Annotated in this window: 12 protein-coding genes; 8 read left to right on the forward strand and 4 right to left on the reverse strand. The window is 60.5% G+C overall.

The window, feature by feature from the left end; all coding sequences use genetic code 11:
- Positions 1–4: 4 nt before the first annotated feature.
- The 4 genes from AC1DZ5_RS14180 to AC1DZ5_RS14195 form a co-directional block, all read right to left on the reverse strand.
- Positions 5–3,481: a DEAD/DEAH box helicase gene (locus tag AC1DZ5_RS14180; protein WP_477890094.1), complete on the reverse strand. Its 3,477-nt coding sequence runs from the start codon at positions 3,479–3,481 to the stop codon at positions 5–7.
- A 75-nt stretch (positions 3,482–3,556) separates the two neighbouring features.
- Entirely contained in the window at positions 3,557–4,573 is a 1,017-nt protein-coding gene (gene lipA / locus AC1DZ5_RS14185; RefSeq protein WP_477890096.1) for a lipoyl synthase, read from the reverse strand.
- A 14-nt stretch (positions 4,574–4,587) separates the two neighbouring features.
- A complete protein-coding gene (lipB, locus tag AC1DZ5_RS14190; RefSeq protein ID WP_477890098.1) occupies positions 4,588–5,292 on the reverse strand; it encodes a lipoyl(octanoyl) transferase LipB in 705 nt (234 codons plus the stop codon).
- Between the two features lie 3 nt (positions 5,293–5,295).
- Positions 5,296–5,598: a YbeD family protein gene (locus AC1DZ5_RS14195; protein WP_477890100.1), complete on the reverse strand. Its 303-nt coding sequence runs from the start codon at positions 5,596–5,598 to the stop codon at positions 5,296–5,298.
- Positions 5,599–5,865: 267 nt separating this feature from the next.
- On the opposite strand from AC1DZ5_RS14195, the gene AC1DZ5_RS14200 reads away from it, so the two are divergent.
- The 8 genes from AC1DZ5_RS14200 to atpD all read left to right on the forward strand — a co-directional run bounded on the left by AC1DZ5_RS14200 (position 5,866) and on the right by atpD (position 12,436).
- Positions 5,866–6,243, forward strand: a complete 378-nt coding sequence (locus AC1DZ5_RS14200) for an ATP synthase subunit I (RefSeq protein ID WP_477890102.1) — start codon at positions 5,866–5,868, stop codon at positions 6,241–6,243.
- A 13-nt stretch (positions 6,244–6,256) separates the two neighbouring features.
- Positions 6,257–7,135: a F0F1 ATP synthase subunit A gene (gene atpB, locus AC1DZ5_RS14205; RefSeq protein WP_477890104.1), complete on the forward strand. Its 879-nt coding sequence runs from the start codon at positions 6,257–6,259 to the stop codon at positions 7,133–7,135.
- A 62-nt stretch (positions 7,136–7,197) separates the two neighbouring features.
- Positions 7,198–7,446 (forward strand): F0F1 ATP synthase subunit C, encoded by a 249-nt coding sequence (gene atpE, locus AC1DZ5_RS14210; RefSeq protein ID WP_105261674.1) that lies wholly within the window; start codon positions 7,198–7,200, stop codon positions 7,444–7,446.
- Between the two features lie 35 nt (positions 7,447–7,481).
- Positions 7,482–7,952 carry a F0F1 ATP synthase subunit B gene (locus tag AC1DZ5_RS14215; RefSeq protein WP_477890107.1) on the forward strand — a complete coding sequence of 157 codons (471 nt, stop codon included), beginning with the start codon at positions 7,482–7,484 and terminating at the stop codon, positions 7,950–7,952.
- A 9-nt stretch (positions 7,953–7,961) separates the two neighbouring features.
- Positions 7,962–8,492, forward strand: coding sequence for a F0F1 ATP synthase subunit delta (locus tag AC1DZ5_RS14220; RefSeq protein ID WP_477890109.1), 531 nt, complete (start codon positions 7,962–7,964; stop codon positions 8,490–8,492).
- A 50-nt stretch (positions 8,493–8,542) separates the two neighbouring features.
- Positions 8,543–10,096 (forward strand): F0F1 ATP synthase subunit alpha, encoded by a 1,554-nt coding sequence (atpA, locus tag AC1DZ5_RS14225; RefSeq protein WP_310342381.1) that lies wholly within the window; start codon positions 8,543–8,545, stop codon positions 10,094–10,096.
- Between the two features lie 27 nt (positions 10,097–10,123).
- Positions 10,124–11,008, forward strand: coding sequence for a F0F1 ATP synthase subunit gamma (gene atpG, locus AC1DZ5_RS14230; protein WP_477890111.1), 885 nt, complete (start codon positions 10,124–10,126; stop codon positions 11,006–11,008).
- Positions 11,009–11,035: 27 nt separating this feature from the next.
- Positions 11,036–12,436, forward strand: coding sequence for a F0F1 ATP synthase subunit beta (gene atpD, locus AC1DZ5_RS14235; RefSeq protein ID WP_310342376.1), 1,401 nt, complete (start codon positions 11,036–11,038; stop codon positions 12,434–12,436).

Genomic DNA, 12,436 nt, shown 5'->3' on the forward strand with positions numbered 1-12,436 from the left:
GTGACTACTCCGACAACGGCCGCAACAACTCCGCCAGATCCCCTTCGGTGAACAGTGGTTGCTTGCGCCCGGCGGCGCCGCTGTACATGCTGTCGGCCAGCGCGGCTTTGCGCTCTTGCAGGGCCAAGATGCGTTCTTCTATCGTGCCCTGGGCCACTAGCTTGTAGACAAACACCGTGTGTTGCTGGCCGAGGCGGTGGGCCCGGTCGGTGGCTTGGTTTTCTACCGCGGGGTTCCACCAGGGGTCGTAGTGGATGACGGTGTCGGCCTGGGGTAGGTTCAGGCCCACGCCGCCTGCCTTGAGGCTGATGAGGAAGATCGGCACCTCGCCGCCGGTAAAGCGTTCAATGGCGGCCTCGCGGTTCTGCGTCTGGCCGGTGAGTTTCGTCCAGGCCAGTCCTGCTTTCTTGAGTTCCGCCTCAATCAGGGTCAACATGCTGGTGAACTGCGAGAACAGCAAAATGCGCCGCCCCTCAAGCACCATCTCCGGCAGCAGCTCCATCAGTTGCTCTAGCTTGGCCGAGGTCTTGACCTTTTGCGCGGCGGGCAGCTTGAGCAGGTGCGGGTCGCAGCATACCTGGCGCAGTTTCAAGAGTGCGTCCAGGATGGTGATTTGCGATTGGGCCAGGCCTTTGGTCTTGAGTGCTTCGCGTACGGTTTTTTCCATCCCCAGGCGAATGGTCTCGTACAGGTCGGCCTGTTTGCCAGTCAGCTCCACGCGGGTAATGGTTTCCACCTTGGGCGGTAGCTCGGTGGCCACCAGCGCCTTGGTGCGGCGCAGCATAAAGGGGGTGATGCGCGCGCGCAGCTGGTGCAGGCGTTCGGGGTCACCCTGCTTCTCGATGGGGTTGCGAAATAGCTCTTTGAAACGCTGCTGGCTGCCCAGAAAACCGGGCATTACAAAGTGGAACAGGCTCCAGATTTCGCCCAGGTGGTTTTCCATGGGCGTGCCAGACAGGCACAGGCGATGCCGGGTTTGCAGCTGGCCCACCACCTGCGCAGCGTGGGTACTGGCGTTTTTGATGTTCTGGGCTTCGTCCAGCACCACGAGGTGCCACTGCGCCTCTAGCCAGCGCTCCTTGTCGCGCTGCAGCAGCGAGTAGGGCGCGATCACCAGGTCGTGCTCAGCCATGGTGTGGGCTACGTCGTGCCGGTCTTTGCCGTGCAGCACCAGCGTGCGCAGCTCTGGGCAAAAGCGCGTGGCCTCGTTGCGCCAGTTGCCCATCAGGCTCACGGGCGCAATGATCAGGGCGGGCTGGGTCAGCCGCCCGGCGTCTTTTTCTACCTGGATGTGGGCCAGGGTTTGCAGGGTTTTGCCCAGGCCCATGTCGTCCGCCAGAATGCCGCCCAGGCTGTGGCTGCGCAAAAACTGCAGCCAGTTCAGCCCCTGCTGCTGGTAGGGGCGCAACTGGGCCTGCACGCTGGTGGGCATGGCTACCACGGGCAGCTCGGCGCGGCCAGAGAGCTGTTGCACCATGGCGCGCAGTTGCTGGGCACCGTCCCACACCGCGCCTTCGCCCAGCGCGGCGGTGGCGCGCATGGCGTCCAGGCGCGAAAGGCGCAGGCTGTCGGCGGCAAAGTCGCTTTTGCGCTCGCCGACCAGCTCCAGTAGCGCGGCCATCCAGGGTTTGAGTGCCTCAGTGGGCAGGCGAATAAAGCCACTGCCATCGGGTTTGCGCAAAAACACAAAGGGCGGCAAGGTATGTAGGCCCGTTTCCGGGGCCGGCGCACCAGAGCCGGTTGCGGCGATCAGCTCGGGCAGAAACGGCAATATGTTGTGGCGCTGGCCGTCAATCTCCATGCCCAGCGACAGATCAAACCAGGGCGACGTGGCTTCCTCCGCGCCCTGCGTCTGCAAATCCACATGTAGCGCTTCGGCCTGGCTGACCCAGCCTTGCAACCGGGTGTCCACTGCAACGTCAAAGCCCAGCGCGCGCAGCGGGGCGTAGTCGGTTTGCGACCATTCCAGCCAGTCGTTCTGTGGGAGGTGGCCGGGAATGCCAAACATGCCGCCTTCGGCCCCCATAAGCCCCAAGGCCATGAGCCGGGAGATGGCGTCAAACTCGGCTTCCGCGTCGCGGTGCAGCAAGTACTGCCCACTGGCATCTTCCACCCGCACGGCGTTGCCCTGACCGGCCCACCAGCCGCGGTGCCCAGCGTAGTCAAAGCGCAGCTGCGCTTCGATCAGTCCCCGGTAAGGTACATCCTGTGGCGGGTTGGGGCGCAGCTGCAGGCAGGCCGTCGGCACAATGTCTTGCAGGGATTCCAAACTTTGCAGCACTGGCGGCAGCGGGATACGGCCCAGGCGTTGCATCAGCTCGGGTTGGAACTTTTGCAGCGCGGCAGGCTTGAGCGGCGGGGCCTTGAGCAACACGTTCAGCTGGTCCGAACCTATCCCTTCGGCCGTGACCGTACCGCATTGGCCTGTGTCGGTATTCAGGTAGAGCGGAGGCTGGTTCAGGCATAGCGTGGCCTGGTGGTCGGGCAGTTGGGCGCGCAAAACCCAGTTGGGTTCGTTGCTGTGGGGGGCGGGGACTTCTGCCCATGTCCATTGCAGGGTTTGGGGTGGTCCCCATTGCAGGGGCGCTTCCACATCACCCCGCGGGTTGGTCTGGAACAGGCGGCCTGTCTGCGCCGCCAGTTGCAACGCCAGCACGCCAATGTGCCCCCGCAGCAAGGCCTCGGAGCTGAAGCTGTGGCCGTAGTAGCGCAATTGCCCCCGCCCCGGCATGGCGGCAATCAGGTCCAGCAGCTCGCGGTCTTGCGGGCTGGCGCGGTCATAGAGGGCTTGGCCGGCATAGGGTGCTGTGTTCACCTTTTTGGGCCGGGCCCAGCCGCCTGTGGCCTTGGGGTAGGACACCACCACCTCAAGCAGCAACTCGGATTTGGTACTCTGGGCGTTGATCACGCGCAGCAGGTAGACATATTGGTCAGGCCGGGCAGGTCGATCCGCACTGCCGCGCGGCAATGCATGGGCAAAAAGCGGGGCTGCGCCCCTGGCCACATCCATCTCACTGAGCCATTGCAGCAGCCGGCTTTCGGCTTCGATGCGAGCCAGATCGGTGGCGCGGGCCAGGGCGGCTTGGCGGCGTGCTTCTATGTCTCCAGGCGTGGGTGGTGTGGGGTCATCTTGTCCGGGCGTGTTGCCGGACTCCGCCAGAATGCGTAGCCCCTGGTGCGCGGCTTTTAGCATGAGTGCGACACCATGTTTGCAGTCGGTACCTACCGGGCATTCACAGTCACTTTCCCAAAACAACAACTTGCCATCCGCCGCGATGCCCAGCTCGGCAGACACTTCGTAGGGTTCGGGCAAGCTGCCTTGCACTTCCCCCAGCAACACCCAATGGTCCCCATCCGGATCAATGTCCAGGCTCAGGACCTGTTGTTTGCGAAACAACGCCAGCCCGCGCGACCAGGCGCCGCTGTCCGATTGTTGCTCCAAAGAGCGAGGGGTGAACCAGAGGCCGCTGGGGTTTGACATTGATAAGCAAATAAGGGCTCTAGCACTTATAGGATCTGCGCAAGCAGCTCCTGAATTGATAGTGTTTTGTTCTACTTAGGCGGTGCCCAGCGCATGCCCGGCCTGCACATCAGCGTGGTACGAGCTGCGGACCATGGCACCCACCGCGGCGTGCTTGAAGCCCATCTTGTAGGCCTCGGCCTCGAACATCTTGAAGGTGTCTGGGTGCACATAGCGGCGCACCGGCAGGTGGCTGGTGGACGGCGCCAGGTATTGGCCGATGGTCAGCATCTCGATGTTGTGGGCGCGCATGTCGCGCATGGTTTCCAGAATCTCTTCGTCGGTCTCACCCAGGCCGACCATCAAGCCGCTCTTGGTCGGCACATCGGGGAACAGGGCCTTGAACTTCTTGAGCAGGTTCAGGCTGAACTGGTAGTCCGATCCCGGGCGCGCTTCCTTGTAGAGGCGGGGAATGGTTTCCAGGTTGTGGTTCATCACATCGGGCGGAGCCGCCTTGAGAATTTCCAACGCGCGGTCGTCGCGGCCGCGGAAGTCGGGCACCAATACCTCGATCTGCGTCTTGGGCGACAGCTCGCGTGTCTTGCGGATGCAGTCCACAAAGTGGCCGGCTCCGCCATCGCGCAGGTCGTCGCGGTCCACGCTGGTAATCACCACGTAGTTGAGCTTGAGCTGGGCAATCGTCTTGGCCAGGTTGTCGGGCTCGTTCACGTCCAGCGGGTCGGGGCGGCCGTGGCCCACGTCGCAGAAGGGGCAGCGGCGCGTGCACTTGTCGCCCATGATCATGAAGGTGGCCGTGCCCTTGCCAAAACATTCGCCGATATTGGGGCAGCTGGCTTCCTCGCACACCGTCACCAGCTTGTTGGCGCGCAGCGTGTCCTTGATTTCATAAAAACGTGTGCTGGGGCTGCCGGCCTTGACGCGGATCCAGTCGGGTTTCTTGAGCACTTCGCCCTGCACCACCTTGACCGGAATGCGCGACAGCTTGGCGGCGGCCTTTTGCTTGTCGGTGGCCTTGTAGGCGTCCAGCGATTGCACCTCACGCACCGTGGCGTTGGTGGGGGTCTGGATAGTGGTGTCTTCGCTATGGCTCATAGGGCGGCGCGCGGTCAGGGCGCGAGGTAGGTTGCGAGCTTGTGGCCCAACACGTCGGCGGCATCAGTCCAGCCAACAGAGACCCCGATTGTAGAAAGGTCCACAGTTTGCAGCCGGGCGTAGCCGCAGGGGTTGATACGCGAGAAGGGTTCCAGGTCCATGGCCACGTTCAGCGCCACGCCGTGGTAGGTGCAGTTGCGGCTGACCTTGATGCCCAGGGCGGCAATCTTGCCCAGGCCGGTGAAGTCGGGGTCGGCGTTGCCAGCCGCTCCGTTCTGGGGGCGCTGCGCCAACGGGGCGTGGCCCGTGGGATCGTCCAGCCGCACATAAATGCCGGGCGCGCCCGCCACGCGGTGGCCGGTCACGCCGAAGTGCGCCAGCGTCTTGATGACTGCTTCTTCGATGCGGTAGACGTACTCCTTGACGAAGTAGCCCGCGCGCTTGAGGTCGATGAGCGGGTAGCCAACTACCTGGCCGGGGCCATGGTAGGTCACCTGGCCGCCGCGGTTGGTCTGCACCACCGGGATGTCGCCCGGCAGAAAAACGTGCTCCGGCTTGCCCGCCAGGCCCTGCGTGAAGACCGGTGAATGCTCACAAATCCATAGCTGGTCGCGCACGGTGGACGTGGGCCCGACGGCTCTTTCATTGGTAAATGCCTGCATCGCCGCGTAGGTGGGCAGGTAGTCCTGCCGCCCGAGCTGCGAGATGTCGATGGTCACGGGTCAGAGCACCACTTTGACCATGGGGTGGGTCGACAGCGTGCGGTACAGCTCGTCGAGCTGTTCGCGGCTCGTGGCTGTGATAGTGATGGTCACGCCCAGGTAGTTGCCGCCCTTGCTTTCGCGCAGCTCGATGGTGGACGCGTCAAACGCCGGGTCGAACTGTTTGGCGATGACTGTGATGGCATGTACCAGTCCGTCCACCTTGTGGCCCATAACCTTGATGGGGAATTGCGAGGGGTACTCGATCAGCGATTCGGCGCGGGGATTGCCTTCGGCGCCAGGGGGCGGGGTGGGGGTGCTCATGGGGTAATTATCGCTGGGGGTTGTCCCTGTGTCGCCTGGGGGCAAGAAACGGAAAACGGGAAGTTCTAGGCAGGGACGGGTTTCTACGTATAATCGTGGGCTGTGCATTGAACAGTGGCTGTAACCTGGGCGTAATTCTCGATGTCGACAATCACGCCTTTGGTATCCCAGTCCCCTGACGCAGAGAATCCAGATGGAGTCTTTGACGCAGAGTTCAAGCCCCTGACGGCCGAAGAGGCCGCCCAGTGGCGCAGCACCCATCCCGCAATGTCCCCTTGGTGGGTCATTGTGTGCCAAGCGGTAGTCGGTTTGCTGATTCTTGCAGTGGCCGGCTGGGGATGGGGTTCCACGGTAGGTTGGTCCGCAGGCTATGGAGCCTTGTCGGTCGTGTTCCCCGCAGCCTTGCTGGTTCGGGGCATGCAGCGCCAACGTGCCGTCATGCAGCCGGGTGCTGTCATGTTGGGATTTGTGGTTTGGGAGTCGGTGAAAGTTATTTTGACGATCGCAATGCTGTTTGCGGCGCCCAAAGTGGTTTCATCACTCAGTTGGCTGGCCTTGGTGGCTGGTTTCGTGTTGACGATGAAGGTGTACTGGGTGGCCGCGTGGCTGTATCCCAAGCGCCGGAATCTCAATGTTTCGAATTGATATTTGGTGACATATGGCTGCTGAACACGCTGGAACACATGCCCCGTCTGCTGGAGAGTACATCCAGCACCATCTGCATCATTTGCAGAAAAACTTCAATTTTGAAAACGTCGAGCAAAACAGCATCGTCGATTTCAGCCTGTTCAACTTTGACTCGCTGGTGTTCTCGCTCTTGCTTGGCGCGATCGGCTGCTTCGTGCTGTGGAATGCGGCGCGCAAGGCCACTTCCGGTGTCCCCGGACGTTTCCAGGCTGCCGTCGAAATCCTGACCGAAATGGTGGATAACCAAGCCAAGGGCGTGATCCACAACGCCAAGAGCCGCAAGGTCATTGGTCCCCTGGCGCTGACCGTGTTTGTCTGGATTTTCCTGATGAACGCCATGGACATGCTGCCCGTGGATCTGATTCCCTCGGTCTGGCACAGCGCTGGCCCCGCACTGGGTTTCAAGGATTACATGCGCGTGGTTCCTACCGCCGACCTGTCCACTACTCTGGGCCTGTCTTGCTCGGTTCTGCTGATCTGCGTGTTCTACAACATCAAGATCAAGGGTCTGGGCGGCTGGGCGCACGAACTGATTGCTGCACCGTTTGGTGACCACTGGGCGCTGTACCCGGTCAACTTCCTGATGCAGATGATTGAGTACCTTGCCAAGACTGTGTCCCACGGCATGCGGTTGTTTGGCAACATGTTTGCAGGTGAGCTGGTGTTCATGCTGATTGCCCTGATGGGTGGCGGCTGGGCCTTGTCAGCAACAGGTGTTGGCTTGGCCATCGGCCACGTCATCGCCGGAACCGTGTGGACCCTGTTCCACATTCTGGTGATCACCTTGCAAGCCTTCATCTTTATGATGTTGACGCTGATCTACACAGGTCAAGCGCACGACGCACATTGATGTAACTGTTTTCGTTTTCTTGTTTTCGTTTTTCTTTTTCCACTAACTTTTAGGAGCTTCTCATGGAAAACATTCTCGGCCTCGTGGCATTGGCTTGCGGCATCATCGTTGGTCTGGGCGCTATCGGCGCTTCCATCGGCATCGCGCTGATGGGTGGCAAGTTCCTGGAATCTTCTGCACGTCAACCCGAGCTGATGAACGAACTGCAAACCAAGATGTTCATCTTGGCTGGTCTGATTGACGCTGCGTTCCTGATCGGTGTTGCTATCGCTCTGCTGTTCGCATTCGCCAACCCCTTCGTTCTGAAGTAATCAACGGCCCTTCACGTTAGAGAAGGAATCAAACCGTGAACATCAACGCAACCCTGTTCCTGCAGGCTATCGTTTTTGCGATCCTGGTGTGGTTCACGATGAAATTCGTGTGGCCCCCGATCACGAAAGCGCTGGACGAGCGGGCACAGAAGATCGCCGACGGCCTTGCCGCCGCCGACAAGGCCAAGGCCGAACTGGCATCTGCCAACAAGCGCGTGGAAGCCGAACTGGCTTCTTCCAAAAATGAAACTGCAGGTCTCTTGGCTGACGCCGAGCGCCGTGCGCAGACCATTGTGGAAGATGCCAAGGGCCGCGCCACCGAAGAAGGCAACCGCATCATTGCGGCTGCCAAGGCAGAGGCTGAGCAGCAGTCCGTGAAAGCCCGTGAGGCTTTGCGCGAACAGGTCGCTGCGCTCGCCGTCAAAGGCGCTGAGCAGATCCTGCGCAAGGAAGTCAATGCCGGTGTGCATGCCGACTTGCTGTCTCGCCTGAAGACTGAGCTGTAAGGGAATACTATGGCTGAACTTGCCACCATTGCCAGGCCCTACGCCGAAGCCCTGTTCCAGGCCGCGAAAGCGGACTTGAACGGTGCAGCCGGGTGGTTGGACGAGCTGGCTGCGATTGCCGAAAACGGTCAATTGCAGCAGTTCGCCAGCAACCCCAAAACCACCGACGCACAGGTCTATGACCTGATCGCTGGCGTGATCAAGGCTGCGCTGTCTGAGCAAGGCAAGAACTTTCTGCGCACCGTGATAGACAACGGACGCCTGGAAGCCCTGCCTGAAATTGCAGCCCAGTTCCGCGCGCTGAAGAACGCACAAAGCGGACTTTCCGATGCTGTGGTGTACAGCGCCTTTCCAATCGATGCGCAAGCGTTGACGGACGTGGCAGCTTCGCTCGAAAAGCGTTTTGGTCGCAAGCTCAATGTGTCCGTTGCGCTCGACGCCGATCTGATCGGCGGTATTCGCGTGGTGGTGGGTGACGAAGTTCTTGACACCTCCGTCAAGGCCCGTCTGGAACAAATGAAAGCGGCTTTGACAGCCTGAGGCGCAAGCCGCCTGCTGTGAAGCCCAACTAAAGAAAGAAGGAAAGAGTCATGCAACTCAATCCCGCAGAAATTTCTGAATTGATCAAGAGCCGCATTGACGGCTTGTCCGCCAGCGCTGACATCCGTAACCAAGGCACCGTGGTGTCGGTGACGGACGGTATCTGCCGCATCCACGGTCTGTCTGACGTGATGCAAGGCGAAATGCTGGAATTCCCCGCAGGTAGCGACGGCCTGCCCACCTACGGTCTGGCTTTGAACCTCGAGCGCGACTCGGTCGGTTCCGTGATCTTGGGTGAGTACGAGCACATCTCCGAAGGCGATACGGTCAAGTGCACCGGCCGCATTCTGGAAGTGCCCGTGGGCCCCGAGCTCAAAGGCCGTGTGGTCAATGCCCTGGGTCAGCCCATCGACGGCAAAGGCCCCATCAACGCCAAGATGACCGACGTGATTGAAAAGGTGGCACCTGGTGTGATCGCCCGTAAATCCGTGGATCAGCCCATGCAGACCGGCCTGAAGTCCATCGACTCCATGGTTCCCGTGGGCCGCGGCCAGCGCGAATTGATCATCGGCGACCGCCAGACCGGCAAAACCGCCGTGGCCATCGACGCCATCATCAACCAGAAGGGTCAGAACATGACCTGCGTCTACGTTGCGATCGGCCAAAAGGCCTCTTCGATCAAGAACGTGGTGCGCGCGCTGGAACAAGCTGGCGCCATGGAATACACCATTGTGGTGGCTGCCTCCGCCTCTGAATCGGCTGCCATGCAGTACGTGTCTGCGTACTCCGGCTGCACCATGGGCGAGTACTTCCGCGACCGCGGCGAAGACGCCCTGATCGTGTATGACGATTTGTCCAAGCAAGCCGTGGCTTACCGCCAGGTTTCCTTGCTGCTGCGCCGTCCACCCGGCCGCGAAGCCTACCCTGGCGACGTGTTCTATCTCCACAGCCGCTTGCTGGAGCGCGCAGCCCGCGTGAACGCCGAGTATGTGGAAGCCTTCACCAAGGGCGCTGTGAAGGGCAAGACCGGTTCTTTGACCGCTCTGCCTATCATTGAAACCCAAGCCGGCGACGTGTCCGCTTTCGTGCCTACCAACGTGATCTCGATCACCGATGGCCAGATCTTCCTGGAAACCTCGTTGTTCAACGCTGGCGTGCGCCCCGCGATCAACGCCGGTATCTCGGTGTCCCGCGTGGGTTCTGCTGCGCAGACCAAAGTGGTCAAGGGCCAGTCCGGCGGTATCCGTAACGACTTGGCTCAGTACCGTGAATTGGCTGCGTTCGCGCAGTTCGCTTCCGACCTGGACGAAGCCACCCGCAAGCAGCTGGACCGCGGTGCCCGCGTGACCGAGTTGCTCAAGCAAAAGCAATACAGCCCCCAGTCCATCAGCATCATGAGCGCTTCGCTGTTCGCAGTGAACAAGGGCTTCATGGACGACGTGGAAGTCAAGAAGATCCTGGCTTTCGAGCACGGCCTTCATGCCTACCTCAAGGACAAGCACGCAGCCCTGTTGGCCAAGGTGGAAGACACCAAGGCATTGGACAAGGATGCAGAGGCTGAATTGACTGCTGCTGTGGCCGCGTTCAAGAAAACTTTTGCTTGATTTCCCCCTGATCACAAGGAGCCATTGATGGCAGCAGGTAAGGAACTACGCACCAAGATCAAATCGGTGGAAAACACCAAGAAGATCACCAAGGCCATGGAAATGATCTCGGTCTCCAAAATGCGCAAGGCGCAGGAGCGTATGCGCGCTGCCCGGCCTTACAGCACGAAGATCCGGGACATTGCGACCAATCTGGGACAGGCCAACCCTGAGTACGTGCACAGCTTCATGAAGACCAACGACGCGAAAGCGGTGGGTCTGATTGTGGTGACCACGGACAAGGGCCTGTGTGGTGGTCTCAATACCAACCTGTTGCGTCAGGTCACCGGCAAGCTGCGTGATACGCAGGCTGCCGGCAAGACCGCACAGGCGGTTGCCATCGGCAGCAAGGGTCTGGGCTTCTTGAACCGCGTGGGCGCGAAAGTCGTGTCCCACGTAACCCACCTGGGCGATCGTCCTCACCTGGACAAGCTCATTGGGCCCGTCAAGGTGCTGATCGACGCGTATGTGGCCGGTGAAGTCAGCGCGGTGTACGTCTGCTACAACAAGTTTGTCAGCACCATGAAGCAGGACCCTGTGGTTGAGCAACTGCTGCCACTGTCTGCGGACCAGATGGCTGCGGACAGCAAGGCCGAAGGCAGCCACCACGCTTGGGATTACATCTACGAGCCGGACGCGCAAACCGTTATTGACGAGTTGCTCGTGCGTTATGTAGAGGCTCTGGTGTTCCAGGCCCTGGCCGAAAACATGGCGTCCGAGCACGCTGCACGCATGGTGGCCATGAAGGCCGCCACAGACAATGCCGGTAACGTCATTGCCGAGCTCAAGCTCGTTTACAACAAGACCCGTCAGGCTGCGATTACCAAAGAGCTGTCTGAAATCGTGTCCGGTGCAGCTGCCATCAGCGGCTAAGCGAATTCAAAATTATTGGAGCGAAAAATGCAAGCCCAAGGAAAAATTGTTCAATGTATCGGCGCTGTGGTGGACGTGGAATTTCCACGTGACCGCATGCCCCGTGTGTACGACGCGCTCAAGATGGAAGGCTCCCCGCTGACTCTCGAAGTGCAGCAGCAGCTAGGCGACGGCGTGGTGCGTACCATTGCGCTGGGTTCGTCTGACGGCCTGCGTCGCGGTCTGGTGGTGTACAACACCGGTGCACAAATCACCGTGCCCGTGGGCAAGGCCACTCTGGGCCGCATCATGGACGTGTTGGGTGCGCCCATCGACGAACGTGGCCCCGTGAGCCAAGAGCACACTGCCTCCATTCACCGCAAGGCCCCGTCCTACGACGAACTGAGCCCTTCGCAAGAGCTGCTGGAAACCGGCATCAAGGTGATTGACTTGGTCTGCCCGTTCGCCAAGGGCGGCAAGGTGGGTCTGTTCGGTGGTGCCGGTGTGGGCAAGACCGTGAACATGATGGAACTCATCAACAACATCGCCAAGGCGCACAGCGGCTTGTCCGTGTTCGCTGGTGTGGGTGAGCGTACCCGTGAAGGGAACGACTTCTACCACGAGATGGCCGATTCCGGTGTGGTGAACCTCGAAGATCTGCCTGAGTCCAAAGTGGCGATGGTGTACGGTCAGATGAACGAACCCCCAGGCAACCGCCTGCGCGTGGCCCTGACCGGTCTGACCATTGCGGAATCGTTCCGTGACGAAGGCAAAGACGTGTTGTTCTTCGTGGACAACATCTACCGCTACACATTGGCCGGTACCGAAGTGTCTGCGCTGCTGGGTCGTATGCCGTCCGCCGTGGGCTACCAGCCTACGCTGGCCGAAGAAATGGGCCGTTTGCAAGAACGTATTACGTCGACCAAGGTGGGTTCCATCACGTCCATCCAGGCCGTGTACGTGCCAGCGGATGACTTGACCGATCCTTCTCCCGCCACGACCTTTGCCCACTTGGACTCCACCGTGGTGCTGTCCCGTGACATCGCTTCGCTGGGTATCTACCCTGCTGTGGATCCACTGGACTCCACCAGCCGTCAGCTGGATCCGCTGGTGGTGGGTGAAGACCACTACAACACTGCCCGTGCGGTGCAGGGCACGCTGCAACGCTACCGCGAACTGCGCGACATCATCGCCATCATGGGTATGGATGACTTGGCCCCAGAAGACAAACTGGCTGTGGCACGTGCCCGCAAGATCCAGCGTTTCCTGAGCCAGCCTTTCCACGTGGCTGAAGTGTTCACCGGCTCTCCCGGCAAGTACGTTCCTTTGTCTGAAACCATCCGTGGTTTCAAGATGATCGTGGGCGGCGAATGCGATCACCTGCCAGAGCAAGCGTTCTACATGGTCGGCACCATCGACGAAGCCTTCGAAAAAGCCAAGAAGGTCTAA

The sequence above is a fragment of the Rhodoferax sp. P1_F3 genome (assembly GCF_056405715.1).

Excerpts from the sequence above, each read along its gene's own strand:
- atpB (WP_477890104.1), top strand. The coding sequence starts at position 6,257 with ATGGCTGCTGAACACGCTGGAACACATGCCCCGTCTGCTGGAGAGTAC.
- AC1DZ5_RS14200 (WP_477890102.1), top strand. The coding sequence starts at position 5,866 with ATGTCCCCTTGGTGGGTCATTGTGTGCCAAGCGGTAGTCGGTTTGCTG.
- AC1DZ5_RS14180 (WP_477890094.1), bottom strand. The coding sequence starts at position 3,481 with ATGTCAAACCCCAGCGGCCTCTGGTTCACCCCTCGCTCTTTGGAGCAA.
- atpG (WP_477890111.1), top strand. The coding sequence starts at position 10,124 with ATGGCAGCAGGTAAGGAACTACGCACCAAGATCAAATCGGTGGAAAAC.
- lipA (WP_477890096.1), bottom strand. The coding sequence starts at position 4,573 with ATGAGCCATAGCGAAGACACCACTATCCAGACCCCCACCAACGCCACG.
- atpD (WP_310342376.1), top strand. The coding sequence starts at position 11,036 with ATGCAAGCCCAAGGAAAAATTGTTCAATGTATCGGCGCTGTGGTGGAC.
- AC1DZ5_RS14220 (WP_477890109.1), top strand. The coding sequence starts at position 7,962 with ATGGCTGAACTTGCCACCATTGCCAGGCCCTACGCCGAAGCCCTGTTC.
- atpE (WP_105261674.1), top strand. The coding sequence starts at position 7,198 with ATGGAAAACATTCTCGGCCTCGTGGCATTGGCTTGCGGCATCATCGTT.
- AC1DZ5_RS14195 (WP_477890100.1), bottom strand. The coding sequence starts at position 5,598 with ATGAGCACCCCCACCCCGCCCCCTGGCGCCGAAGGCAATCCCCGCGCC.
- atpA (WP_310342381.1), top strand. The coding sequence starts at position 8,543 with ATGCAACTCAATCCCGCAGAAATTTCTGAATTGATCAAGAGCCGCATT.